Source organism: Sorangium sp. So ce367 (genome assembly GCF_051520455.1).
Lineage (GTDB): Bacteria > Myxococcota_A > Polyangia > Polyangiales > Polyangiaceae > Sorangium > Sorangium cellulosum_B.
Map to the genome: position 1 here is coordinate 11,335,217 of NZ_CP150334.1, position 25,653 is coordinate 11,360,869.

Annotated in this window: 21 protein-coding genes; 9 read left to right on the forward strand and 12 right to left on the reverse strand. The window is 71.4% G+C overall.

Features of this window, described 5'->3' with window-relative positions:
• Positions 1 to 6: 6 nt before the first annotated feature.
• Together WME97_RS43020 and WME97_RS43025 are read right to left on the reverse strand one after the other, a co-directional pair.
• A complete protein-coding gene (locus WME97_RS43020; RefSeq protein ID WP_437546592.1) occupies positions 7 to 1,110 on the reverse strand; it encodes a M50 family metallopeptidase in 1,104 nt (367 codons plus the stop codon).
• A 196-nt stretch (positions 1,111 to 1,306) separates the two neighbouring features.
• Positions 1,307 to 1,873, reverse strand: a complete 567-nt coding sequence (locus WME97_RS43025) for a hypothetical protein (protein WP_437546594.1) — start codon at positions 1,871 to 1,873, stop codon at positions 1,307 to 1,309.
• Between the two features lie 266 nt (positions 1,874 to 2,139).
• Between WME97_RS43025 and WME97_RS43030 the strand changes: the two genes are divergently transcribed.
• On the forward strand, positions 2,140 to 3,954 hold the full coding sequence (locus tag WME97_RS43030; protein ID WP_437546595.1) for a right-handed parallel beta-helix repeat-containing protein: 1,815 nt from the start codon (positions 2,140 to 2,142) through the stop codon (positions 3,952 to 3,954).
• Between the two features lie 1,011 nt (positions 3,955 to 4,965).
• Here WME97_RS43030 and WME97_RS43035 read toward each other — a convergent pair.
• Positions 4,966 to 6,579: an SBBP repeat-containing protein gene (locus tag WME97_RS43035; protein ID WP_437546597.1), complete on the reverse strand. Its 1,614-nt coding sequence runs from the start codon at positions 6,577 to 6,579 to the stop codon at positions 4,966 to 4,968.
• Between the two features lie 448 nt (positions 6,580 to 7,027).
• Between WME97_RS43035 and WME97_RS43040 the strand changes: the two genes are divergently transcribed.
• Together WME97_RS43040 and WME97_RS43045 are read left to right on the forward strand one after the other, a co-directional pair.
• Complete coding sequence (locus WME97_RS43040) at positions 7,028 to 8,011, forward strand: formylglycine-generating enzyme family protein (RefSeq protein ID WP_437546599.1); 984 nt, start codon at positions 7,028 to 7,030, stop codon at positions 8,009 to 8,011.
• A gap of 208 nt (positions 8,012 to 8,219) precedes the next feature.
• Positions 8,220 to 9,257, forward strand: coding sequence for a M28 family peptidase (locus tag WME97_RS43045; protein WP_437546601.1), 1,038 nt, complete (start codon positions 8,220 to 8,222; stop codon positions 9,255 to 9,257).
• Between the two features lie 21 nt (positions 9,258 to 9,278).
• Here WME97_RS43045 and WME97_RS43050 read toward each other — a convergent pair whose 3' ends face one another.
• The 3 genes from WME97_RS43050 to gloB all read right to left on the reverse strand — a co-directional run bounded on the left by WME97_RS43050 (position 9,279) and on the right by gloB (position 12,823).
• Positions 9,279 to 10,223, reverse strand: coding sequence for an NAD(P)-binding domain-containing protein (locus WME97_RS43050; protein WP_437546603.1), 945 nt, complete (start codon positions 10,221 to 10,223; stop codon positions 9,279 to 9,281).
• The gene (locus tag WME97_RS43055; protein ID WP_437546605.1) at positions 10,220 to 12,001 is read right to left on the reverse strand and encodes a 1-acyl-sn-glycerol-3-phosphate acyltransferase; all 1,782 of its coding nucleotides are present in this window, start codon (positions 11,999 to 12,001) and stop codon (positions 10,220 to 10,222) included. Before WME97_RS43055 ends, WME97_RS43050 begins: the two co-directional genes overlap by 4 nt.
• Positions 12,002 to 12,067: 66 nt before the next feature.
• Positions 12,068 to 12,823, reverse strand: a complete 756-nt coding sequence (gene gloB / locus WME97_RS43060) for a hydroxyacylglutathione hydrolase (RefSeq protein ID WP_437546607.1) — start codon at positions 12,821 to 12,823, stop codon at positions 12,068 to 12,070.
• A 195-nt stretch (positions 12,824 to 13,018) separates the two neighbouring features.
• Here gloB and WME97_RS43065 point away from each other — a divergent pair, with 195 nt between their 5' ends.
• Together WME97_RS43065 and WME97_RS43070 are read left to right on the forward strand one after the other, a co-directional pair.
• Positions 13,019 to 14,035 carry a hypothetical protein gene (locus WME97_RS43065; protein ID WP_437546609.1) on the forward strand — a complete coding sequence of 339 codons (1,017 nt, stop codon included), beginning with the start codon at positions 13,019 to 13,021 and terminating at the stop codon, positions 14,033 to 14,035.
• A 103-nt stretch (positions 14,036 to 14,138) separates the two neighbouring features.
• Positions 14,139 to 15,293 carry a bifunctional methionine sulfoxide reductase B/A protein gene (locus WME97_RS43070; protein WP_437555606.1) on the forward strand — a complete coding sequence of 385 codons (1,155 nt, stop codon included), beginning with the start codon at positions 14,139 to 14,141 and terminating at the stop codon, positions 15,291 to 15,293.
• A gap of 76 nt (positions 15,294 to 15,369) precedes the next feature.
• On the opposite strand, the gene lpdA is transcribed toward WME97_RS43070, so the two are convergent.
• The 6 genes from lpdA to WME97_RS43100 all read right to left on the reverse strand — a co-directional run bounded on the left by lpdA (position 15,370) and on the right by WME97_RS43100 (position 20,972).
• Entirely contained in the window at positions 15,370 to 16,776 is a 1,407-nt protein-coding gene (lpdA, locus tag WME97_RS43075) for a dihydrolipoyl dehydrogenase (RefSeq protein WP_437546611.1), read from the reverse strand.
• A 161-nt stretch (positions 16,777 to 16,937) separates the two neighbouring features.
• Positions 16,938 to 18,131: a thiamine pyrophosphate-dependent dehydrogenase E1 component subunit alpha gene (locus WME97_RS43080; RefSeq protein ID WP_437546613.1), complete on the reverse strand. Its 1,194-nt coding sequence runs from the start codon at positions 18,129 to 18,131 to the stop codon at positions 16,938 to 16,940.
• A 114-nt stretch (positions 18,132 to 18,245) separates the two neighbouring features.
• Positions 18,246 to 18,521, reverse strand: coding sequence for a hypothetical protein (locus tag WME97_RS43085; RefSeq protein ID WP_012240611.1), 276 nt, complete (start codon positions 18,519 to 18,521; stop codon positions 18,246 to 18,248).
• Positions 18,522 to 18,559: 38 nt separating this feature from the next.
• A complete protein-coding gene (locus WME97_RS43090; protein WP_437546615.1) occupies positions 18,560 to 19,171 on the reverse strand; it encodes a DUF4149 domain-containing protein in 612 nt (203 codons plus the stop codon).
• A complete protein-coding gene (locus tag WME97_RS43095; protein WP_437546617.1) occupies positions 19,168 to 20,196 on the reverse strand; it encodes a HEAT repeat domain-containing protein in 1,029 nt (342 codons plus the stop codon). Before WME97_RS43095 ends, WME97_RS43090 begins: the two co-directional genes overlap by 4 nt.
• Positions 20,197 to 20,249: 53 nt before the next feature.
• Positions 20,250 to 20,972: a hypothetical protein gene (locus WME97_RS43100; protein ID WP_437546619.1), complete on the reverse strand. Its 723-nt coding sequence runs from the start codon at positions 20,970 to 20,972 to the stop codon at positions 20,250 to 20,252.
• A 168-nt stretch (positions 20,973 to 21,140) separates the two neighbouring features.
• Between WME97_RS43100 and WME97_RS43105 the strand changes: the two genes are divergently transcribed.
• From WME97_RS43105 to WME97_RS43120, 4 genes are all read left to right on the forward strand, one after another.
• Entirely contained in the window at positions 21,141 to 21,446 is a 306-nt protein-coding gene (locus tag WME97_RS43105; protein WP_012240614.1) for a YfhL family 4Fe-4S dicluster ferredoxin, read from the forward strand.
• Positions 21,447 to 21,540: 94 nt separating this feature from the next.
• Entirely contained in the window at positions 21,541 to 22,311 is a 771-nt protein-coding gene (locus WME97_RS43110; RefSeq protein ID WP_437546621.1) for a hypothetical protein, read from the forward strand.
• 208 nt (positions 22,312 to 22,519) lie between these two features.
• Complete coding sequence (locus WME97_RS43115) at positions 22,520 to 23,500, forward strand: hypothetical protein (protein WP_437546623.1); 981 nt, start codon at positions 22,520 to 22,522, stop codon at positions 23,498 to 23,500.
• Between the two features lie 22 nt (positions 23,501 to 23,522).
• Positions 23,523 to 25,589: a protein kinase domain-containing protein gene (locus WME97_RS43120; protein ID WP_437546625.1), complete on the forward strand. Its 2,067-nt coding sequence runs from the start codon at positions 23,523 to 23,525 to the stop codon at positions 25,587 to 25,589.
• The last annotated feature ends 64 nt before the right edge of the window (positions 25,590 to 25,653 follow it).

The window sequence follows — 25,653 nt, forward strand, 5'->3', positions numbered from 1 at the left end:
GGAGGGCTACTTCGACCCGAGGCCGAAGTCGTTCGCGGTGACGTAGAGCATCAGCCCGAGCAGCATGAACACGCCGACCAGGTGGATGTGCGCCTCGACGCGCGCGTTCGGCCGGCGCCGCGTGGCGGCCTCGTAAAACAGGAACATCAGGCGGCCGCCGTCCAGGGCGGGGAACGGGATCAGGTTGAACGCGCCGAGGTAGGCCGAGAGCACCCCGAGGAACTCGAGCCCGTGCGGCAAGCCGCGCTTGGCCGCCTGCGCGGTCTGCCCGATCATCGCCGCCGGGCCCCCGAGCTCGCCCTCGATCTTGCCCGTGAGGACCTGGCCGAGCCCGACGACCAGGTCCTGCACGACCTTCGGCGGCATCTTCAGCGCGAGCAGCGCGGCCTCACTCGCGGTCACCGGCACCCGCTGGACGGGCCCGACGGGGATCACGCCGATCTTGCCCGAGCCGCTCTCGTTCGCAGGCGTGACCTTGGCCGAGACGCGCTCGCCCGCGCGCTCCACCACGAGGTCGAGCGGACGGCCGGGGCTCTTGGAGATGATCTCCGCCATCTTCTCCCAGTCGTGGACCGGGGTCCCGTCGATCTCGACGATGCGATCGCCGTCCTTCAGGCTGGCCGCCGCCGGCATCCCGGCGACCACGCCGATGTCGGTCAGGCGGTGGGGCTTGCCGCCCACCATCAGGCTCGCGAAGAAGAGGACCGACGCGAACAGGTAATTGGCGAGCGGACCGGCGAAGATCGCGGCGATCCGGCCCATCAGGCTCGCGTTCGCGTAGCTGCCCTTGTCCTCGGGATCGACCTCCTCGAGGGGGTTCATCCCCGCGATCTGGACGTACGCCAGGAAGGGGATCATGGCGACCTGGAACACGGTGGGGCCGTGCTTCAACGGGTCGTGGCGAAAGAGCCGCACGCGGACCTTGTCCGCGGCGGTCGTGAACCAGTAGTACCCGTCCTTCGGGACAATCTTGAAGAAGGTGGGGCCGAAGCCGATCGAGAACTTCAAGACGCGCATGCCGTAAGCGCGCGCGGCGAAGAAGTGCCCTCCCTCGTGGACCACCATCAGCAGGGCGAGACCGAGGATGCCTACGAAATACCAGCCGACCATCTCCGGCTAGTCTAACCAGGGCGGGCCCTGTCCGCACGCGCCCGATGTCCGCGCCGTACGCTCGCGCCGGCGAGATGCCGCCCGCGGCGGAGTCCGTGCGCTCCCGCCGGCCCCGGATGCGCCAGGAGAGCGCGACAGCAGGGCGGCGCCCGGGGCGGCTCAGCCCGCCAGAGGGCCAGAGCCGGCGGGGAGCGGCTCAGCCGACGAAGAACGAGACGCCGACGCTGAAGAAGGGATACCCGATCCGCATCGTGAGCGACATGTTGTCGTTGAAGTGGTAGCGGCCGCCGACCATGGTGACGAAGTCGAGCCACACGTCGTTGTAGAACCCGTCGGTACGGACGACAGCGCCGAGATCGGCGAACGCGCTCCACTGATCGGTGAAGAAGAAGTTCCACTGCATGGTGACCGGACTCCAGATGGTGAAGTCGCGGCGGCAGTACCTGCAGTTGGTGAGATCGAGCCCGAACGAGATGGCGACAGTGTTGTTGAGCTTCGGGATGAACGCCGGGTCGGCGAGCTCGATGCTCGCCCTGAAACCGACGCCGAACTCGGGGTCGCCGAAGTCGTTGTAGCGCCCGGGCCCGTACCGCCGCAGGCCGTAGTCGCGGTGCATGAAGACGAAGTTCCCGTGCGGCTCGAGCTCGGCAAAGTAGCGGGGGTGATCGTTCGGATTCTTGATGTTCGCCTGCGCTTCGGGCGCGAGCGTGAGGAGGGTGGCGCCGGCAAGAGCGACGCTCACGAGCGAGGGCAGCGCTTTCATGAGCTCTTCGTACCAAAGGAAGGGCAGCGACGGAAGCAAACGGGCACGTGTCGGCTGCATGACGGCCGCCGCTGGAAGGCGATGTCGCACCTCGCTCGGCGCGCTGCGCGCGGCGCGGGCCGGGCGCGCGCGGGCCGTGGCGGGCCCTGGCCGAGGCGCGCGCTCGTCTGGCTGAAGCGCGCGCTTTGGGGTAAGCCGGTGTAGCCAGAGCCGAGCGCCGCACGCGCGGCGCACCTCGGAGGGGCGGCCTTCCCCGGAGCGTCGAGATGAGAGGATCGACAAGCGTCATCCAGCTGGCCCGTGGCTGCGCGCGCATCGGCGGCGGGCTCATCGCGGTCGCCGCGCTCGCGTGCAGCGGCACGATCCAGGTCGCGGGGCCGCCGCCCGAGGAGGCGGCGCCCCCGCCGGCGCAGAAACGGCCCCCGCCGGCGAAGGCCGCCGAGGCGCCGGCGCCGCAAGCGCCCGCGGCAGCCGAGCCGTTCGTGACCACGCGGGACTCCGACGAGTGGGTGCGCCAGACGCTGAAGCTGCAGGCGCGCTACGAGCGCGTCCTCGTCGTCGGCGCGCCGGCCCCCGCCACGATCCGCGTGGCCGCGCTCGATCTGAACGCGCGCGGCGCTGCGGCCGAGCCGCGGGAGCTCCCTGTCACACGCGCGTTCGCGACGCTCCAGGAGGCGGCGGACGCAGCGCGCGGCGGCGATCTCATCGCGGTGTTGCCCGGGACGTACGCGGGGTTCTCGGTTGGCGACAAGCCGAGCGCCGGTCAGGAGCGGTACATCCATTTCAAGGCGATGGGGAGCCCGGGCGAGGTCGTGATCCACCGGGGGTGCGCCGCCGACCCGAACTGGATGATTTACCTGAAGGCAGCGCACCACGTCGTGATCGAGGGATTCCGTCTCGCTGGCAGCAGCGCGCCTGGCAGGCAGAGCGCGGCCGAGCCGAAGGCGGGGATCATGATCGACGGCGCCTTCGGCGAGACCAGCAGGCTCGCGCACCACATCGCCATCGTCGGCAACTTCGCGCATCACCATCGGACGTGGGGGGTTCACTCCACCGACAGCCACACGGTCCTCCTGCAGGACAACCTGTTCGCCTTCTCGGCGGGCGAGCACGGCGCCTACATATCCGACGGATCGGACAACTACGTGGTTCGTCGCAACGTGTTCTTCGGCAACAACGCGAGCGGGTTCCAGGCGAACCTCGATCCGGAGGCCTCGCTCGACGCGGTGCTGGAGCACCCGTCGTTCCGGGATCATCCGCGGAGGGAGCCGACCCGCGCCTGGGCCGCGGAGCTGATGAAGCGCGCGACGGAGCGGTTCGGCGAGCACGGGTTTCCGGACGGCCGCGGCGTGAACTTCATCATCGAGCAGAACGTCATCAACGGCAACGGGCGCAGCGGCGGGGGGGCGATCAACCTCGCAGGGGTGTCTGACTCGGTCGTGCAGAACAACCTCATCTATGGCAACCTCGCCAGCGGGATCGCGCAGTGGGACAACGCGAACCCGTTCGACCGGGCCTATGTGGAGCCCGGCCCGCGCGCTCCGGAGCAGGTGACCGGGCCTGACGCGCTGCCGCTCTGGGGCTGCCGCAACAACCTGATCCGCAACAACACCGTGGTGCTGAGCGCGAGGGGCCGGCCCGCGCTCCAGTGCGGCAACGGGAGCTGGGGTTGCCGCCTGCGGAACAACATCCTCGTGAGCGACGCCTCGCCGTCGATCGAGGTGCTGAGCACGAGCATCTACCGGTTCGACGCCGGCCACAACGTGGTGACCCAGGTGAGCTACGGCGGCATGCCGGAGGGGCTGAAGCGGCTCGCGGCGGCGCTGCCGGAGACGCGGGCGATCACGGGCATCACGCGCGCGCGGTTCGCGACGGAGGTGGTGCGCGCGAGCGAGGAGCCGTGGGTGATCCTCGAGGGGGGATGGTGGAAGCTCAACCCGAACCGGCCGGATTTCAGGCCGAAGCGGTCGTCGAAGATGCTGATCGGGCAGGGCGACGCGCGCGAGGTGCCCGCGCGGGATCTGCTCGGCGTGGAGCGCAGCGGCGCGGAGCTCGGGGCCCTGTCGCCGGGGCCGGGCTGACGGGAGGCGGAGGCGAGGGGTCGTCGAGCACGGCGTGGCGTGCCGGGGGCGCGCCGGGCGCAGCCGCAGCGCGCGACGTATGGGCCCGCTTCGGGTGGGCGATGGCGTCACCGGAAGCTGGTCGTGGGGATGCGCGCGCCCGGGCACGGGTTCCTCGGCGAAAAACCTTGCCGGGGGAATGAAGCAGGCGAACGATCCCGCGCCGTTGGGGCAATCACGTGGAACACCCGCGGCGTGCCCAAGGAGAACGGCGATGCGCAGCAGAACTTCTTCTTTGGTGTTCGTATTCTGTCTCGCGGCGGGCGCCGCGTTCGCAGCGTGCTCGGGCGAGACGACGGAGAACCCCGGCGGAGACGGCGGGAGCGGAGCGAGCACCGGCGCGGGAACGACGAGCAGCACGACAGGGGCGAGCACCAGCTCGACGACGGCCGCGACGTCGAGCGGAGCTGGTGGGGACGGCGGAGGCGGGGATGTGTGCGATCAAGCCTGTTCGCGCGCGACAGAATGCGGCTCAGCCATCTGCGAGCAATTCCCCATAGACTGCTCTAACCCACAGTATGAGTGCATCGCGCAGTGCGTTCTCGACGCGGAACAATGTGACGATCTCGCCACCACCAACCTGGCGTTCGTCGCGTGCGTCAGCACATGCGCGGGTGAACAGGGTGCTGGTGGCGGCAACAACGGTGCAGACTGCCGCGCGTGTGCGTTCACAAGCGGCTGCTTGACCAGCTGCTTAGGTAATCCCGGCTGCCAACAATGGCTTGTATGTACACAGATCTGCTTCACGGGGGACCCTCAGCCAGAGTGCTTCAGGAGCTGCGACACGGCTGCCGCTGCCGACGGTGAGGAGGTGGTGGCGCTCTACCGCGCTGCCTATGAGTGCACCTGCACGAGCTGCGCGGACACGTGCGAAGCTGTCGCAGACCCGTGCAGCCCATGAATTGAGCAGCACAGATCGATCGCCCCTCGCCACCAGAGGCAGCGAGGCACACACGAACACTCTCGGGCGCCTCACGGCTGAAAGCTCGCGACGAAGATATCCACGTCGCCCTGTGGGGTCATCGCTCCAGCACCAAAATCGATCTTTCCCCTCGCAGCGCCGGCAATCAGCAGCTCACCGCGATCGCTGAGCGCGCTCGCTATCACGCTCGGGCCGTCCTCCCCCATCAGACCGAAGGTCCTGGCCCAGAGAGGCTCACCTTCGGGCCCAACCTTCGCGAGCACCAAATCTCTCTCGGATTTCGCGCGAAGCAGATCGCCGCCCAACTCCACAGTACCGACCAGACCACCAACGATCATCACATCACTCTCAGACTCGGCCAAGATCCCACCGATAGTCAACGCGCGGTCGAAGACTCGAGCCCATTCATAAACGTTAGAGGTCGTATATTTCAGCAAGGCGCCGGCGCGGTCATCCACGACGATTTCACCACCGCCAAAATCAACCGTCCCTTGGAACCCTACCGCAAGCGCCGGACCACCCAGTCTATCTACAGCGATGGACCACAGCGCCTCGTTCTCAGTGCCTCCCACAACCCTCGCCCAGCTCACGAGGCCACCGCTTGTGAGCTTCACCAGGAACACATCCGCGCCACCAGCGGACTCGTATGAAAGGTCACCCAGAACCAGCTCGCCATAAAAGATCCCCGCCAGGATGATATTGCCCGCTGCATCGACGTTCACGCTTTGGGCAACCTGCGCGTCCTCACCGCCCCACACCCGGACCCAGCCGCTCTCATCGTCGACGGAACCGTCGGAAGACCGCAACTTGGCCACGAATATTTCCTCCGAATCGGTCTCATTAGAAATACTGTGTCCGTCGTCGAATCGGATTGTTCCGCAGAAGTCCCCCACAAGCACAACGTCCCCATCTGGAAGGAACTTCATCCCCCTCACGACGCTCGGCACGAGCCCGCAGATCTTTCCGCCCAGCGGCTTCCGCCACAGCAACCGCCCATCCGGGTCGTACTTGTGCAGCACTATGTTCATCGAGGCCAGCTGACTTTCGAGCTCCAAGCTCGCGACCATGACTTCGCCGTGGGAATTGACCGCGAGCGCGTACACGTTATCTCCTTTTACGTCGCCCACTTGTCGACTCCAGACGTACTCCCCCAAAGCAGAGAACTTGGCTAGAAACGCGTCGTTACCTCCAGCAGCGATGAGCACATCTTCTCCGAACGACATCGCTCCCGTGAACTTGCCACCAACATAAACATTGCCCGCTGAGTCCACCGCGACCTGGCTCACCGTCTCTTGCTCTGTGCCCCCGATGAGCCTCGCCCACCTGACACAATCCTTCCCGTCGCAGTCCTCGTCGTCCGTGCTCACGCACGTCTCCACCGCCGGCGTCACCTCTCCCTCGCACGCCTCATATCCGGAGCCGTCCCGCTTGCACGCCTGCGTCCCGGCCTCGCAGATCCCGGCGCCCTTCGTCCCGGGGGGCCCGGAGTAGCACTCGATCACGTGCGCGGGCTCGCACGCGGAGCCTCCGCCTGTCCCAGTCGCCGTCGTCCCGTCGGCAGGCGCGGCGTCCTGGAAGTCGTCGAGGCCGAGCACCAGCCCACAGCCGGATATGACCATGATGCCGATACCAGCGAGCCATCGGAGCGATGTGCGCATTCTCATGCGCGCCATCGTAGTGCGAGAACCGCGAAACGTCAGCGTCAATGCTCCTCGCGGACCGTTGCGTCGAGACGAGACCACCGCTCCGCCGATCGAGCGCGACAGCCTCCTTGACTTCGACGCTTCGCTCCTACCTTCCGCGTGACCTCAGTTACCACGACGCGAGCCCACGGGAGCGACGCGGCCGCGCTGGCGGGCAAGAGGGAAGGGCGCACCGCGATCTCACGCCGCCGCGCGGGACGCGTGTACACTCCGCCTCGTGCCTTCTGCGCCGCCCAGCGATCGCCTCCGGGCTCGCCTGTCGAAGAGATCCGCGTCGCCCCGACACCGCCCGTCACGTCCCGCAGGCTCCGCCTTACTCGCCGCACTGGTAGGGCTCACCGCGTGCTCCGTTCCGAACGACGGCGGGGCCAGCCCCGTGAAGAAAGCGGACGCCGCCGGCGACCCCGCCATGACGGATGCCGTTAAGGGGACGGCTCCCGCCGCGGCTTCCGCGCTCACGGCGCCAGCGTCTGCCGGCAGCGGGCACGCCGGCGCCGCCATCTCGGGCGCCTCAGCCCCCGATCCCACGCCGATCACCGTCAGCCCGAGCGCCCTCCCCACAGAGGCGCCCCCGCTCGGCTCGACCGGCGCCCCGCCGCCCGCCCCTCCCGCCCCGCCGCCCGGCCCCTGCCCTCCCGACATGGCCCTCGTCAGCGGCTTCTGCATCGATCGCTACGAGGCGCACCTCATCACCGACGCCGGCGGAGAGCTCGCCGTCCACCCGCACTTCAAGCGCCCCGAGCCGGGAGTCCGGTACCTCGCCCGCAGCGCGGCCGGCGTCTTTCCGCAGGCGTACATCAGCCGCGTCGAGGCCAAGGCCGCCTGCGTCGCCGCGGGCAAGCGCCTCTGCACGCGGCGGGAATGGCAGCGCGCCTGCCGCGGCAACGGCGCCCACCGCTACCCCTACGGCCCGCGCGGCGAGCGCGGGCGGTGCAACACCGGCAAACCCCACCTCCTGCGGGAGGTCTTCGGCGAGCACCCGCCGGGCGGGTGGAGCTACGAACGACACTTCAACAGCCCCGACCTCGACCAGAAACCAGGCTTCCTCGCGAGGAGCGGCGAACACACCGGCTGCGCCAGCGAGCTCGGCGTCCACGACATGGTCGGGAACCTGCACGAGTGGGTCGGCGACATGGTCGATGGCGAGCTCGTCATGCGGATGAGCACCGAAGGCGTCGAGCGCCGCGATCAGCCGTGGCACGAGGGAAACGGCGTGTTCATGGGCGGCTTCTTCAGCACGACAAGCGAGCTCGGCCCCGGCTGCTACTTCACCACCATCGCCCACGAGCCGACCTATCACGACTACTCCACGGGATTCCGCTGCTGCGACAGCGTCGAGCCGCCCGCCGCTCCGGGGGCGATCAACGCGAGCCAGCGAGACGGCGGCGGCTGACAGCGCGGCCGGCCGCGACGCGCGGCTCGGCGCCGAGATCCCCGGCGCCCGCAGGCCCCGGCGAGCTCGCCCGCGGCGCGATCCCAGCGACGCTGCGCCCAGGGACGGCCGCGGCGTGCTCATCGCGGTCGGCCGTCTCGGAGGATCGCCCGTCGATTCCTGCCCGCGCCAGGAACAGAGCACCTCCGCCAGATGTCCTGCCCTCTCGATGACCACGAGCGCAGCGACGACCCTGGAAGACGCTCGCGCGATCACAAGGCTTCGCCCCCGCTACGGCCGGTGGGCCACGGCCGCCGCGGCGCTGCTCCTCTCCGGCCTCGCGGCCATCGGAGCCTGCGTCAGCCAGCCCCTCGTGGCGGCGCTCCCGCCGCCAGCTCCGGCGCTCTTCGCGGACTCCGCTCGCGTGGAGCGCGACGTTCGGATGCTCGTGGAGGAGTTCCGCCCGCGGGGCTACCGGCAGATCGCTCAGCTGGATCGCGCGGCGGCGTACCTCCGCGACGAGCTCAGGGCCGCCGGAGGACGCGTGACCGAGCAGCTGTACGATGTCGAGGGGCGGACGTACCGCAACGTGCTCGCCCGGTTCGGCCCGGACTCGTCGACGCGCGTCGTGGTCGGAGCCCACTACGACGCGGCGGACGACTTGCCCGGCGCCGACGACAACGCGAGCGGCGTGGCAGGGCTGCTCGAGCTGGGGCGGATGCTCGGCCGGGCGCCCCTCCGCGGCGACGTCGAGCTCGTGGCGTTCACGCTGGAGGAGCCGCCCTATTTCCGGTCTGCGCACATGGGCAGCGCCCAGCACGCGAATGCGATGCAAGCAGCAGGCGTGAAGGTCCGGGCGATGATCAGCCTGGAGATGATCGGGTATTTCACCGACCAGGAAGATAGCCAGGCGTTCCCGCTGGCGCCGCTATCCATGCTCTATCCCACGAAGGGGAACTTCGTGGCCGTGATCGGCAACCTGGAAGGGCTCTCGCTCGTTCGCACCGTCAAGGGAGCGATGCGCGGCGCGACCGATCTGCCCGCCTATTCCCTGAGCGCTCCGGCGCTCGTTCAGGGCGTGGACTGGTCCGACCACCGGAGCTACTGGGAAGCGGGTTATCCAGCGGTCATGATCACGGACACAGCGTTTCTGCGCAACCGGCGTTACCACACCGACAAGGACACGCCGGATACGCTCGACTACACGCGCGCTGCCAAGGTCGTCACCGGCGTGGCCCAGGCCGTCCTCGCGCTCGCGAACGAGTGAGCGCGCTGCCGTCGCCATGCCTCACGCCGCGAACATCCGATCGAGCACCGCCCTCGGCGCGCCGCCCTTCAGGGTCGCCTCGAGCGCCTCGAACACCCCCGCATCCACCTTCCGAGCCTTCGCGAACGCCACGACGCGCGGGATCAGCGGGATCGCCTCCACCCGCAGCCTGGCCTCCGCGACCGCCTCGTCGAGCGTCCGCCCGCGCGCGAGCGCCTTGCCGAGCACCACCTCGGGGCGGCCCTCGAGCCGGATCGAGGCGAGCAGGTCGCCGTAGCCGCCGAGCCCCAGCATCGTCCGCTCCTCCGCGCCCGCCGCGGCGGCGACGCGGGCCGCGCTGTCGACCGCCCTCGAGATCAGCGCGGCGAGCAACCCCGGCCCCGCGCCCGCCTGCTCGGCGAAGCCGACGCCGACGGCGAGGCAGCCGACCAGCGCCGACGCCCACTCCAGGCCCTGGAGATCCGGCGTCGTGTAGACGTGGAGCGCCTGGGACTGGAACGCCGCGGTCACCGCGGCGTGGACCTCCGGGAAGCGCGAGCCGCACACCATCGCCGAGGGGCGGCCCTCCCGGAGCTCGTCCTCCTGCACGGGGCCGCCCAGCGCGCCCACCCGGCGCGCCGGGGTCTCCTCGCGCACCAGGTCCGAGACGGTCTTCAGCGCCTCACCCTCGAGGCCGCGCACGCCGTGGATCACGAGGTGCGAGCCGTCCATGTGATCGCCGAGCGCGCGCAGCGCCGTCCGCGCCGCGTTCGACGGCACAGCGATCACGAGCAGCCGCGCCCGGGCGACCTCCGCGTGGTCCCGCACGATCCGCGGGCCGCCTTTGATCTGCGGCTGCTCGCGGCGGGAGTACAGGAGGACCTCCGCGCCGGTGCGGCTGGCCGCGAGCGCCAGCGCCACGCCCCAGAAACCGCCGCCGATGACCCCCACCGAAGGCGCCGGAAGCGCGCTCCCCGGGGCGCTCACTGGCCACCCCCGGCGCCGTTCATCGAGCCCACGTGCGCGTCCGCCTCGCCCGCGCGGGACGACGACGACGAAGCGGACGAGGCCGAGCCCCGCGGCTCCTCCAAGGGCGGCGGCGACGAGACGGGCTCGAGCGGCGGGAGCGGCGGCTGGACCTGCAGGCCGGAAGGGACGCCGGGCGGGGCGATGACGTCCCACGCCATCCCGTGGGCGGCGAGGCGGTTCTGGTAGTAGAAGAGCAGGTTGGTGTCGCAGATCGCGATGCCGTCGGGCCGCGAGTCGAGCACCGGCGACGAGTGGTAGCCCGCGAAGGAGCGCAGCGCGCGCTCGACGATGTCCCCGCCCGAGCCGAGCCGGACGTCCTCCCCCAGCACGATGCACCCCCGCTGCTCGAGCGCGCGCAGCCGATCGCAGAGCGCCACCACGTCGGCCGCGAGGTCGTCGCGCGGCACCGTGAGCACGTCGCGCTGCCGGAGCACCGTGAAGAGATCCGCGGCGGGCGCCTGGCTGCGGAGCCGGGCGAAGCTCGCCGCCGCGACGACGTGGGTCGCCATCACGACCGTGTCGCGCGCGTACGCCCGGCAGATCTCCTCGCCGAGCTCGCGCGCGTACTGGGCGTCGCGCGCCGCGTCGATGACCGCCTTGCCGCGCTGATCCTTCACGTAGCTCGCCGGATCGACCTCGCGACCGCGGGCGTCGAACGAGCGGCCCAGCTCGTCGACCCGGTTGCCGAACGGGTCGAGCGGCTCGGAGAAGCGGATGACCACCGCGGCGTTCATCGCGAGGAGCTTGCGCAGGAACGAGGCGATCCGGCCGATGCGGCTCGACTCGTCGTCCTCGATGATGAAGCGGCCCTTGCCGGCCTCGGAGAGGAAATCGGCGATCAGCGTCTCGGCCTCGAGCGTGATGAGGTAATTGATCGTGGCCGGGACGAAGAAGACGCGGCGCTCGCGGCCGCTCTGCAGCGTCCGCGTGTAGGCCTCGAACGCGCTGCCGACCAGGCCCAGCTTGAGCTTCCGCTCCACGCCGCCCGAGCGGGACCGCGTGCCCCCCGGGAAGAACAGCGAGTGGTAGCCGCGCTCCAGGAGCACGCCCGAGTACGTCTTCAGCACGTCCTTGTAGAGGTTGTGCCGGATGCGCCGGTCGACGCGGTAGGCGCCGAGGTTGTGCATGAAGAACGAGAGGACCGGGTTCGTGAACAGGTTCTTGCCGGCGCCGTACGTGGCGGGCGGCAGGCCGGCGCGCTCGAGGGCATAGCCGAACACGATCGAGTCCATGTTCGACATGTGGGTCGGGACGTAGACGGCCGTGCCGCGCTGCACGAGCGAGCGGAGCTTCGCGAGCGGACCCTCCACGAGCACCCGGTCGGCCAGGAGCTCGAGGCTGACGAGCTTGAGCGGGTCGCGGACCACGGTCATGAGCTTCCGCGGCGCGAGCAGCGCGCTCACGACCGGCGGCAGGAGCCGCGACGACAGCTGGTAGACGCGCCGGTCGAAGTTCCCCGCGATGTCCCACGCGTACTCCTCCGACAGCTCCCGCAGGCGGCGGCGGCGCTCGGCGTCGTGCATGCGGCCGAGCGAGCGGGCGAGCCGCTGCCACTCGGCGAGCTCGCGGATGTCCTGCGGCTTCCGCGACCCCTCGAGCCGCTTCGACTCCTGATACGCCGCCTCGTTCATGGCGAGCAGCGGATCCCTCGTGGAGCCGACGACCCGGTCGACCACGGTGCGCACGATCTCGTCGCGCGCGTCGTTGAACCCGAAGATGGGAGCGCGGGAGTCCATGGGCCTAGTCGTATAGAAATCGGACGGCGGGCGCGAGCGGAATACGGCCGCGCGCGACGCCGAAAGTCAGCGGTAATCGTCCTTCGCGCGACGCACGGCGGCGAACACGTCGGACGGCGCGGCCCCCGGGAAGCGCGCCCTCAAACTCGGCTCGCCACAGCGCAGGAAGGGGTTCGTCGCGAGCTCGTCGGCCATCGTGCTCCCGACCGTGGGCTCGCCGCGCTCCCGGGCCGCGCGGGCGGCCGCGAGCTTCTTGCGGACAGCCTCGTTCTCGGGCTCGACCGCCTCGGCGAAACGCAGGTTGTTCACGGTGTACTCGTGACCGCAGAAGACGCGCGTGTGCGCCGGGAGCGCGGCGAGCTTGGAGAGCGAGGCGTGCATCACCTCCGGCGTCCCCTCGAACATGCGGCCACATCCGGCGATGAAGAGCGTGTCTCCGGTGAACACAACGTCCTCGACGCAATACGAGACGGCGCCGAGCGTGTGGCCGGGGACGTGCAACGGCTGGAGCGTGAGGCCGGCGACCTGGACCGGCGTGCCCTCCTCGACCCGCTCCGTCTGCGCCGGAACGCGCCCGACGTCGCTCGAGTGCGCATAGACCGGGAGGTCGCCGTAACGCTCGCGGAGCGCCTCGTTGCCACCGACGTGATCGTGGTGGTGGTGGGTGTTGACGATGGCGACCAGACTGAGCTTCTCGCGCTCGAGCGCCGCGATGATCGGCTGGGCCTCCGAGGGATCGATGACGATCGCCTCGCGCCGCCCGTCCGCGGCCACGAGGTACGCGTAGTTGTCGCTGAGGCAGGGCACGGGGAGGATGCGCATGAGGCGTCGACTATAGCGGCGCCCCCGGTGAGAGCCGGGGAAAAGGTGCGCGCGGCGCGCGTGGATCGCGCATGAGCTCGCGAAAGTTTGAGAATTTTGCGACCGAACCGGCAAGTGATCCCGAGCGGGACGGCGGGCGGCCTGTCGGAGATCCTCGCGATGACGCGGGCGCCATGGTGTGGCAGAGGGGCCGGCATGACGTCCGCCGAGCCCTCCGTCCGCTACCGCATCGGCGTCGATGAGAACGGGCTGGGCCCGCGGCTCGGCCCGATGGTGGTGACGGCGGTCCTCGCGCGCGTCACGGAGGCGGGCTGGCAGGTCGCCGGCCGCGCCCCTCGCGGCGCCCTCGCCCAGCGGCTCGGCGACTCGAAGCAGCTCGTGGCGCACGGGGATGTCTCGCTCGGCGAGGCCTGGGCTCGCGCGCTGGTCGCGCGCGGCTGCGGCCGCGCGGGGACGGCCAGCGGCGCGTCGTCGGTGGACGAGCTGCTCCACGCCGTCGCGCTCGAGGATCGCCCCGCGCTCCGCGCGCTCTGCCCGGGCCACGTCGAGGAGCAGTGCTGGTCGGCGGAGGGCGAGGCGTTCACCGCGTCCGACGAGCTGCTCGGCGCGATCGGCAAGGACCTCGACAAGCTCTCGGAGAAGGGGGTCGAGGTCGTCGCCGTGCGCTCGGTGCTGCTCTGCGCGAAGCGGATGAACGACGGAGCGCGCGCCGGGAAGAACAGGTTCGTGCTCGATCTCCACGCGATGGAGCGCCTCGTCCTGGAGCTCCGCGGCCTCGCTGGCGCCGAGGTCTTCGCGGTGTGCGGAAAGGTCGGCGGCTTCGGCAAGTACGGCTCCGTGTTCGGCCCGCTCGCGGGGAGGATGCACGCCGTGCTCGAGGAGGGCCGCGCCCGCAGCGCCTACCGCTTCCCTGGCCTCGGCGAGATCGCGTTCGTCCGCGATAGCGACGCCTCGGATCTGTGCGTCGCGATGGCGTCGATGGTGGGCAAGTACGTCCGCGAGGCGCTCATGGAGCGGGTCGCGCGCCATTACCAGCGCGCGGTCCCGGGCCTGCACGGGGCGAGCGGCTACTACGATCCGGTCACGTCGGCGTTCATCGGGGCGACCCGCCTCGTCCGCCGCGCGCGCGAGATCCCCGCCGAGTGCTTCGAGCGGGGCGCCGGCGAGAGCGCCGGCGAGAGCGACGCCTCGCTCGAGAGCGGCGGCCCGTAGCGCCGAGGCCGGCGCCGAGCGGGCCGCGCTCGCCGGGCGAAACCAGCGGCGCCGCGGGGCGTAGGAGGGTTAGGTGCGCTACCCTCGACAGGCCAGGTGGATGATGAAACGGCTCCGCGCTGCTGGTCTTCTCTTCGCGCTCGTCCTCATTGCGTGCGCCGCCGTGTTCGCGTGCTTTCGCGCCGGCGATGCAGGGAGGGCGAGCAAGGTGATTCCGGGGTCCAAGGAGGCTGTGACGATGTCGGACAGAAGCTATCGCAAACCGTCGGATGAGGAGCTGCGCAAGCAGCTCACGCCGCTCGCATACGAGGTCACCCAGCGCGACGCGACCGAGCCGCCGTTCCGCAACGCCTTCTGGGACAACCACGAGGCGGGCCTCTACGTGGATGTCGCGAGCGGCGAGCCGCTCTTCACGTCGCTCGACAAGTTCGACTCGGGCACCGGCTGGCCGAGCTTCACGCGCCCCGTCGAGCCGGAGCGGGTCGTGGAGCGCTCGGACAGGGGCCACGGGATGGTCCGAACGGAGGTGCGCTCCAAGGCCGGCAACTCGCACCTCGGGCACGTCTTCGAGGACGGGCCCGGGCCCGACGGGCTGCGCTATTGCATCAACTCGGCGTCCCTCCGGTTCATCCCGCTGGCTCGCCTCGAGGCGGAGGGTTACGGCGCCTATCGGGCGCTGTTCGAGGGCCGCGGCGGCGCGCCTCGGCAGCAAGCGAGCGCGAACGCCTGCGCCGTCCCGGCGCCGGGAGAGGCGCCTGGGTGCCAGACGACGCTGGAGACGGCCGTCCTGGCGGGCGGCTGCTTCTGGGGGATGGAAGAGCTCCTCCGGCAGATCCCCGGTGTCCTCGAGACGGAGGTCGGTTATGCCGGCGGCCGGACGAAGGCGCCGACCTATCAGGACGTGAAGACCGGATCGACGGGCCACGCCGAGTCGGTGCGCATCGTCTTCGATCCCGCGAAGCTGTCCTATGCCGAGCTGCTCGAGAGGTGGTTCTTCCGCATGCACGATCCGACGACGCCGAACCGCCAGGGCAACGACGTCGGGACGCAGTACCGCTCAGCGATCTTCGTCACGACGCCCGAGCAGCGCCGCATCGCCGAGGAGGTGAAGGCGCGCGTCGACAAGAGCGGCAAGTGGCGCGCCCCGCTCGTCACCGAGATCGTGGAGGCCGGGCCGTTCACGCGGGCCGAGGAGTACCACCAGAAGTACCTGGAAAAATACCCGGCCGGGTACACGTGCCATTTCATGCGCGATTGATGAGGGCGGTGGCCCGCGCCGTCGACTCGATGGTTTCGTCGACGGCGCAGGCTGGTGATGATCGAGAGCGGGCGGGTCAGCGATTGGCGATGTGGATCGCCGCGCCCATGGCGTGGGCGGCGGCTTCCATCAGCGACTCGCCGAGGGTCGGGTGGGGGTGGATCGTGAGCGAGAGATCCTCGAGGAAGGCCGCCATCTCGAGCGAGAGGGACGCCTCGCTGATCATGGTGCTGGCCTCCGGCCCGACGATGTGGACGCCGAGCACCTGCTTCGTCTTCTTGTCGGCGACGATCTTCACGAAGCCCTCGGTCTCGTTCATGGCCATGGCCTTGCCGAGCACCGAGAACGGGAACTTGCCGATGCTGACCTCGAGGCCCTTCGCCTTCGCCTCCGCCTCGGTGAGCCCCACCGTGGCGATCTCCGGATCGGTGAAGATCGCGCCCGGAATCGCGACCCAGTCCTTCTCGGCCTTGTGCCCCGCGATGACCTCGGCGGCGATCTCGCCCTCCTTCGTCGCCTTGTGCGCGAGCAGGGGCGGCCCGCTGACGTCGCCGATGGCGTAGATCGACGGCACGTTGGTCCGGCAGAACTTGTCCGTGGGGACGAACCCGCGCTGATCGACCGTCACGCCGACCTTCTCGAGGCCGAGCCCCTTGCTGCTCGGCCGCATGCCGACGGCGACGAGCACGGTGTCGACGACGATCGTCTGCTCCTTGCCGTCGGTCTGGATCTTCACCCCGACCGAGCCGTCCTTCTGCTTCTCGTACCCGAGCGCCTTGGCGTTCTTGTGGATCGTTCCTCCGCGCTTCAGGATCTTGCGCTCGACGATCTTGGTGCAGTCGGGGTCGACGCCCGTGAGCAGCTCCGGCAGCGCCTCGACGACGATGAGCTCGGCGCCGAACGCCTGGTAGACCATGCCGAGCTCGAGGCCGATGACGCCGCCGCCGATCACCATCAGCCGCTTCGGGACGCGGCGCAGGCTGACCGCCTCCTTCGCGCCGATGATCGTGTCGCCGTCGAACTTGAACGTCGGGATCTCGATGGTCGTCGAGCCGGTCGCGATCACGATCGCCTTGGTCGCCTCGAACTGCTCCACCGAGCCGTCCGCCCGCGTCACGTCCACGCGCTTCGGCCCCACGACCGTGGCGGTGCCGTTCACGACGTCGGCGCCGTTGCCCTTGAGCAGCGATCCGACGCCGCCGGTGAGCTTCTTGACGATGCCTTCCTTCCAGTCCTGCATCTTGTTGGCGTCGAGCTCGACGCCGCTGACCTTGATGCCCATCGCGGCGCCGGCCTGCGACTTCTCGTAGAGGTGGGCGGCGGAGATCAACGCCTTGGAGGGGATACACCCCCAGTTGAGGCAGACGCCGCCGACGTTCTCCTTCTCGATGCAGAGCACCTTCAGCTTGAGCTGAGCGAGCCGGATGGCGCAGGGGTAACCGCCGGGGCCGGCTCCGATCACGATTGCGTCGTAGGTCTTCATCCTTGTCCTTTTGTGCGCTTCGGAGACTGGAACTAGGGGCGCCGGGGTTCGTCAGGCAAGCCCCTCGCCGACAGCCCTGAGGCCGCGCCCGCAAACGCGAGCCGTCCCTGGGTGCCCGGGGCTTACACGACCTCGCAGCGAGGGGAAATCCCTCCCCGAGGTCAGCGCCCGCCGCCGTGCGGCGGCGCTTTCGGGGAGCGCAGGAGCTCTGCGCGCTGGTCGCGCAGGTGCCAGGGCAGCTCCGCGTAGACGTCGTCGAACAGCGTCTCTCGGGCAGGCGGGCCCATCGCCTCGACCTCGGCGACGGCGGCGGCGATCTCGGCGTTGAGCTCCGCCTCGAGGGAGGACTCCGCCGCGTCGTCGAGGAGCCCGCGGCCGGCGAGGTGGCGCCCGAGGCGCAGCAGCGGGTCGCGCTGCGTCCAGCGATCGACCTCCTCCTGCGACCGGTAGCGGCTCGGGTCGTCGCTCGAGGAGTGCGCGCCGACGCGGTAGGTGAGCGCCTCGATGAAGCTGGGGCCGCCGCCGCCACGAGCCCGCGCGACCGCCTCGGAGACGGCGCGGTAGACGGCGATGACGTCGTTGCCGTCGACCCGCACCGACGGCACGCCGTAGGCGCGCCCCTTGACGGCGATCGTCCTCGAGGCCGTCTGCCGGTCCGTGGGCACGCTGATGGCCCAGTGGTTGTTCTGGCAGATCATGACGCACGGCGCCTTGAAGACGGCCGCGAAGTTCATCGCGCTGTGGAAATCGGGCTCGCTCGTCGCGCCGTCGCCCATGAACCCCACGACCACGGTGCTGTCGCGCCGCAGCTTGGCGGCCCACGCGGCGCCGACCGCCTGCGGGAGCTGCGGGCCGATGCAGCTCGACCAGGACACCTGGTTCACCTGCCGCCCGCTCATGTGCGACGGCATCTGGCGCCCTTGGAGGAGGTCGCCCGAGTTGCCGAACACCTGCGCCACATAGGTGCGGAGCGGGAAGCCGCGCACCAGCATCATCACGCTCTCGCGCAGCGCGGGGAAGATCCAGTCCGTGGGCTCGACCGCGAGCGCCGTGGCGATCGGCGTCGCCTCCTGGCCGGTGCACGCGCCGTAGAAGCCGACCCGCCCCTGCCGCTGGAGCAGGAGCATGCGCGCGTCGAGCAGCCTGAGGCGCTTGATTTCGCGGTACGCGCGCAGCAGCAGCGCGTCGCTCAGGCAGGGGTCGGTCGCGGGATCCAGGGATCCATCGTCCCGGAGGACGCTGAGCAAGCCCTCGTCGGCCCCCTCCCCTGGTCGGGACGTGGGCGCGTGAGGTGGAGGGGCGTCGGCGGCGGACCTCGCGGAGGCGCCGGGCGGCGTGGCTTCCAGCTCGCTCATGACCGGACCATACCGCGAAATGACGGCGCTCGCGGCCCCTTCGGCCCGCGGAGACGCCCCTCCCGCCCCCGCGGCGCGCCGGAGCGAAGCGGCTCACGTCGCTCGCGCACGAGCTCAGCCGAGCAGGACGCGGAACATCCGCTTGCTGTCCGAGAGGTAGTAGTAAGCGGCGCGGTCCGCGTCGCCCATCAGATCGAGGATGGCGCGCTCCATCTGATCGGGGCTCAGCGTGTTGGACACTTCCCACGTGTCGGGCGTGACCTCGTCGCCCTGCCACGGTCCGGCGCAGAGCGCGACGAGGCGCGACCGGTTCGCCTCGTCGGCGATCGAGAAGGTGAGGATGTAATCGTGGTTGACGAAGCCGCTATAGAGCTTGTTGTCACGCGGCATCGGATCCCTCCGTGTCGTGGGCGCGATGCGCGGCGTCCTCACCGCGGGCCGGGCGGCAGCGGGGCGGCCGCTTCCTCGTCGTCGTCCTGCTCGGGGCGGCGCGCGCCGAGCGTGAAGACGTGCAAGAGGACCAGGCTCGCCCCGAGGAACACCTCCGACTTGCTCACGAGCTCGGCGCGGCGGTGGACGCGCTCGAGCTCCATGCCGAGATCCCCCTCGCCGCGCCGGACGCCCTCGCGGTGGAGCGCCGCGATGCGGGGGGTGAGCGCCAGACCGACGTACGCGGCGCACCCGGCCAGCACCATGGCGACGACCCGGCGCACGCGCGCCGCGCGGCCGGCGCCCAGGCGGTACGCGGCCCAGGTGCGCGCCACCTCGGCGCCGAGGAGGATCACCGCGGCGCCGAGCGCGAATTGATCGAAGCGCGCGAACGCCGCGCTCATCGCGTCACCGGAGAAGGGGGCCGGGGCGAGTCGGAAGACGAACGGGGCAGCGCAGGCGCCCAGCGCCACGATGCCGCCGACCCAGGCCCCCGCCGCGAGCGCGGCCACGCTCGCCGCCACGCGATCGATGAGGGAGCGGCGCGACGCGGCGCGCTCTTCGGGGCTCGGGGCGAGGTCCGCCTCGCTGAACTGGGCTTCATCGTTCATGCATCCACCTCGGCAGCGAGGACGGCGAGCGCCTCCTCGACGGCCCCCTGATCGGCCTTCCTCTCGTCTCCCCGCATCGCCGCGATCGCGGGGCGGGCGGCCGAGAGGCGGGCGCGACCGGCGGCCGCGACGGCGAGCGTGCGCTTGTGGCGGTCCCACGCGCCGAGCTCGCTGAGGATGTCGCGGATGGCCCGCTCGTGGCCCATCCGCGCGAGCGCGACGCGCGCGTGCCAGCGCAGCGGATCGCGGCCGAAGCCGAGCCTGAGCCCGAACGCGCGCCGCTCCAGGGCGCTCCGCGAAGCAGCGAGGCCGAGCTCGCCGCAGAGCTCGATGGCCGCGGCCTCGTCCTCGTGATCGACGCCGTGGAGCTTTCCTCCCACGATCTCGGCGAGCACGGGGTGGCCCACCGGATCGCCGAAGCGCGCGGTGACGACCGCCGCCGCTGCCCGGACGAGCGGGGACGCGTGGCCGAGCAGCGCGCGGGCCCGCTCCATGCCCAGCGGAGGCAGCTCGCCGCTGGACTCCCCCAGCTCCTCGAACATCCGCAGCGCGATGTGGCAGACGAGCGGATCGTCGTCGTGGGTGGCCTGCATGATGGCCTCGATCGCGTCGGCCTGCTGGGCGCAGACGCGCGGGAACGCGATCACCGCCTGGAACCGCACCTCGGGCCGCTCGTCCGAGAGGGCGCGCCGGAGCCGGCCCGTGGCCCGCATGTCGCCGATTTCACCGAGCGCCGTGATCGCCATCTGCCGGACGTAGGGATCCACGTCCTCGACGGCGAGGAGCAGGGCCGGGAGCGCCTCGACGGCCTTCGTGTCGGCGAGGGCGATGGCCGCCGCCGCGCGGACCGCCGCGTGCTCATCGACGCGGAGCGCGCCCTCGATGGCGCGCACGACCTGCTCCCGTGCCGTCGCGGCATACGGGACGAGGTCGCTCACGGCCTCCGCGCGCACGGCGGGCTTCTGCGAAGCGACGTCGCGCAGCGCAGCCTCGAGCGTTCTCTTCGCGGGGGCCGGTCCGAACACGCGGCCAACGCTAGCACGGTCGATGCGCAAAGCCGGGCCGCACCGAGCGGCGCTCAGCCGCCGCCCGAGCCGCCAGCGCCACCCGAACCGCCACCTTCGCCGCCAGCGCCGCCCGAGCCGCCTTCGCCGCCCGAGCCGCCTTCGCCTCCCGAGCCGCCGGCGCCTCCCGCACCACCCGACCCTCCAGCGCCGCCAGCGCCTCCTGCGCCCGAGGCATCCGGAGTGTAGGGGGGCCATTCCTCCGTCTGTTCAGGAGCAGCCCTGCACACCCCGGGCTCGCTCTCGATGCCGCCCGGCGGCTCGCTGGCGACGCTCGACGCAGACGGCGGGTTCGGCAGGCACGCCCTCGAGCCGTCCGGCCTGGCGTCGACGATCGCGGCGTTGCGCTCGCCCGGCGCTATCGCTGCAGCACCCTGGATGTTGCCCAGCGCGACGCACGAGTAGCCGCTGCGGCAGTCGTCGTCCTCATCGCAGGTGGCCATGCAGAACGTGCGCTCGAAGCGCGGCCAGCGGACGTTCTCGAGCTCGCTGCACGCCGGATCGATCACCGGGTTGAACGCGACACAGACGCTGCTCCCGGAGCAGCTGTCCGGCTCGCAGTTGAAGACCGTGCAGTAGCCGCCAGGCTGCGTCCCATCGCAGAGGAGCTGCTGCTCTGCCTGCACGCAATCGAGCGACGAGGTGCACGGATCGCCGATCTGGGGGCCACATCCGGCGAGCAGCGAGGATGCGCCAAGGAAGGCGAGCAGGAGGGCGGGCTCGGTGAGGCGGAGCATCGAGGAGGCCGCTTAGTACCGGCAGGGGCGCCCGCGCGCAAGCGCAGGCCCACGACGCCCACGACGCCGTCCCGGAACCGGCGCTGGCTTCCGCCCGAATTGACACCTTGCGGTCAGGCCTCTACAAACGAGCGGACCGGGGTGACCCCGGAGAACGAAGCGAAGGCCATGGCGACTTACATCACCGAAGACTGCATCAACTGCGGCGCCTGCGAGCCGGAATGCCCGAACGAAGCCATCAGCGAGGGCGACGAGATCTATGTGATCGATCCGGAGCTCTGCACCGAGTGCGTCGGCTTCTATGATCACGAAGCGTGCCAGGCCGTGTGCCCGGTCGAGTGCTGCCTGCCCAACCCGCAGATCGTGGAGACCGAGGAAGTCCTCATCGCGCGCGCCGTCCGGCTGCACCCCGACGACGGGGAGCTGAAGAAGCGGGCCGCTGCCAACGATTACCCCTCGCGCTTCCGCAAGTAGCGCGCCTCTTCGCGCACCATCGCGTCGCCTCTCCGGCCGCGCTTCCCATGCCTCCGCCGGCATCGTCGGTTCAATGCGGCGCCCGGGTCACACCGTGATCCGGCGCTGGGCCGCAGTGGTCCTCGCGGGTGCCTGCGCGGGCTGCCATGGCAGCGGTCCGCTGCTCCACCCGGCCCACGTCCTCCGTCCCGGCGCCGTGCGCCTCGGCGGCGGCCTGTCGGGTGACATGGTCGTCGCCGGAGCGGCGGACGAAGGGGCGAGCGCCACAGGCCCGGCGGCGGCGGCGGAGGGCGCCGCGCGGCGAAAGCTCTCCGAGATCACCGTGTCGCCGGGCGTCGCGCCCTGGGCCAGCGCCCGCGTCGGGATCGAGGGCGAGAACGAAGCGGGGCTGACGTACACGGGGCGAGCCATCCGGCTCGACGGGCGCCACGCATTCCCGCTCGGCGACGCGGCCCTGTCGATCGGCCTCGGCGCCTCGGCCCTGCTCGCGGGCGGGCCGGGCCCCAGCGCAGAGGGGATCGACGTCCACGGCGCAGGGCTCGACGTCCCTCTCCTGCTCGGCTTCCGGTCGGACGCGGATCTCTACGCGCTCTGGTTCGGTCCCCGGCTCGGCTTCGAGCTCCTCGGCGGCGCGGTGCGGCTGCCCGCCGCCGGAGCGGCGCTCCGAGGACCGCTCGTCGATGCGTCGGGCCAGCATCTCCAGCTCGGGTTCGTGCTGGGCGTCCGCGCGGGGTTCCGCCATGTGCACGTCGCGATCGAGGCCACCGCGACCTACCACCACGCCGAGGGCGAGATCGCCGGCGATCCGGTCGCGATCGATCAGGGCACCATCGCCCCGGGCGGCGGCCTCACGGTCACTTTCTGACACGGTCGAAACAAACGCAACGACGTTGCAACGTCGGCGAACGCCGCGTTCAGAGCGTTCCCAGACGTAACCAAACGTAACGAAGCGCGAGAAGCCGCGGCAAAGCGCAACAAAACGTAGCAAAACGTAATTAGACGGATTCCCTGCCATTTTCGGTGGCAAGCACAGGCGCTTGCCCGGCCGGAGGACCCGTCTTAGACTCGGATCTATGCGTCCCCACGGCGCCCTCGCCACTTCATGCCTGCTCGCAGGTGCGGCTCTCGTCGGCTGTTCGGCGCCTGTTGCGGGCGACGCGACGGAGGCCAACGGCGTGGTCACCCAGGGGGTCGTGCGCGTCGAGCGCGCGATCAACCTGAGCCGGGACGCCGCCGCGACCGCAGCCCCCGGTGAGCTCGACGAGGCCGCGCTTCCGAGCGCGGGCGCCGAGGGTACGGGGGCGGTCACGAACGTGCTGGCGAAGTTCATGCGGCTCTCGTCCGCGATGGATCCCGAGCTCGCCGAGGGGGCCGTCGGGAAGCCGTTCGTCCTCCCCTCCGCCGGCAGCTGCATGGTCCTCTCGCCCGCCGCCGACGACGAGGCGAGCAGCTTCAGCTCGCTCAGCCCCATCGAGCTCCTCGACGCGGGCGACGTGACGATGAAGACCGAGAGCACCGAGATGCCGCTCGCCGCCCGCGCGTTCCCGGACGTGGGCGCCCTGGTCTTCGGCGTGTTCTACACGTCGCGCGACGCCACCAGCGATCTGCCTGCGCCAGCGCGGTACGTGTTCGAGAGCTCCGGCTCGGGGCAGCTCGACCGGTTCGCGTTCGAGGCCGATGCCCCCGCGGGTCCCGAGGAGGTGCGCATCGGCGACGCCGAGCTGGCCGACGGCGTCGATCTCGACGCAGGGGTCGGCGCGGTCGTGCAGTGGCGCGCAGGCGAGAGCGGCGAGGCCGGCCGGGCGCGGGACGTCATCTACGTCGACGTGACCTCGGCGCACGGCGCGACCGTGCGGTGCGCGTTCAAGGACACCGGGCGGGGCGTGATCCCGGGCTCCTTGCTGGATCCCTCGACGCTCGGGCCTCTGCCGGCGAACGCGACGCTCGCCGTGCACCGGACGCGGCAGGTGCCGATCAACACCTCGGGGATCGACCTCGGCGAGGTGCGCTTCGACCTCTCCGTGAACGGCCGAGCGCGCATCGCCGCGCGCTGACGGCGCTCCGACCGACATCGGCGTGGCGTACGAGGATCTGCGACGTCGCGCGGCCGAGCTCGCCGCGATCGGGCAGCGCGATCGCGGCGCCGCGCTCCTGGCGGCGGCCGGCGATCACGCGGGCGCCTCCGAGCTGCTCGAGCGCGTCTGCGACTTCGCCGGCGCGGCCCGGGAGGCGCTGGCAGCCGAGGACCCGGCCCGCGCGGCGCTGATGGCCGCGCTCGGCGGCGACGAGGCGCTCGCGCGCGAGGCGCTCGAGCGGATCGCCGCCACGTCGCCCCGGGACACCGCGCTGCGCGCCGCCGCCGACCTAGCGGCGCGCGGGTTCTCGCGCCACGCGGGCGCGCTGTTCGCGGCGCTCGGCGCTCACGCGGCGGCCGCGGAGGCGTTCACCGCGGCCCACGACGCGTGCCGCGCCGCCGAGAGCTTCGAGCTCGCCGGCCGCCCCGCCGACGGCGCGCGGGTGCTCGAGGCCGCGCTCCGCCGCCGCCCGGGCGACGCGGCGGCGTGGCTCGCGCTGGGCGAGCTGCTCGCGCGCCACGGCCGCACCGAGGCCGCCGTGCGGGCGCTCCAGCAGCTGCCGCCCGCCGCCGCCGAGCGGGCGCGCGCGCTGCCGTTGCTCGGCCGCTGCCTGAGCGAGCTCGGGCTCGAGGACGCCGCGCGGACCGTCCGCGAGGAGCTCGCCCGGCTCGATCCGCCAGGCCAGGAGGCGCTCTCGTCGCGAGGCGCCGCTCCCGGCAGCGCCGCCGCGGGACCTCCCCCCGCGGGCCCCGCGCCCGTCGGGCCGCTCCTCTTCGGGCGCTACGAGACCCTGCGCGAGGTCACGGCCACGCCCCACGCGCGCGTGGTGGAGGCGCGCGACCGGATCACGGCGGAGCGCGTCGCCGTGAAGATCTTCGCGGGCGCGGCGTTCGGAGCGGGCCGCGACGCGCTCCTCCGGTTCGAGCGCGAGGCGCGCGCCCTCGCCCAGCTCCGGCACCCGAACGTCGTCGCGCTCCGCGCGTACCACCCCGAAGGGCCGGCGATGGTGCTCGCCTGGATGACGGGCGGGTCCCTGATCGAGCGGCTGCGGGGGGATCCGGTCACGCCCGCGCGCGCCGTCGAGATCGCGGGCGCGCTCCTGTCCGCGCTCGGCGAGGCGCACCGCCTCGGCATCCTCCACCGCGACGTGAAGCCGAGCAACGTGCTCTTCGACGAGATCGGGACGGCTCACCTCGCGGATTTCGGCGCGGCGCACCTCGGGGATCTCTCGTCCACCGCCACGGCGGGCGCGATCGGGACGTTCGCGTACATGTCGCCTGAGCAGCGGATGGGCCGACCGGCGACGCTGGCGAGCGATCTGTACGGCGTCGGCGCGGTGCTCGCCGAGCTGCTCACCGGAGAGCCGCCCGCCCCCGCCGTGCGCGGGCAGCTCGATCCCGCGCCGAGCGAGGTCCATCCGGACCTCACGGCGGCCCACGACGCGGCCGTGGCGGCGCTGCTCGCGGAGGACCCCGCCGCGCGGCCGGCCGACGCGTTCGAGGCGCGGCGCGCGATCACCGCGATGGCCTGGCCAGAGCGCCCGCGACCGCGGCGGTCACGCGGGAGCGGCCGGCCCCGATCGAGCGACGCGCCGCCCGCGACGGCGGCCCGGCTCGCGGCGACCCTGGAGGTCGGCGACGGCCGGGACACGGAGGGGCGCTGGCACGACGCCTGGCTCGATCGCGACGTCCTCGTGCTGCAGCTCGACGACGCGACCTTCGCCCGGGCCCGAGCCTTCGCGCGCGCCGGCCACGCGGCCTTGACGTCCGTCCTCCGGGTCGATCTCGCGAACGGCGAGGTCTGGGTGGCGCTGCCCCAGGGCCGCGCGCTCGCCGACGAGGCACGCGCGCTGACCAAGGCTCAGCGTGCGCGCCTCGGCGAGGCCATCGCGGCGCTCCACGCGGCCGGAGGCGCGCACGGGTGCATCGACAGCCAGCACCTTTACGTCCACGACGGCGAGCTCACGCTGGCCTACCCGCGCGAGGCTCCCGGCGATGTGGAGGAGCTTGCAGCGCGGGATCTCGCGGCGCTCCAGGAGCTCGACAGGAACGCGCTGGACGAGCTCTAGAGGAGCTCGACAGGAACGCGCTGGACGAGCTCTGGCTCGATGAACCAGGGCGGAGGCGGCGCCC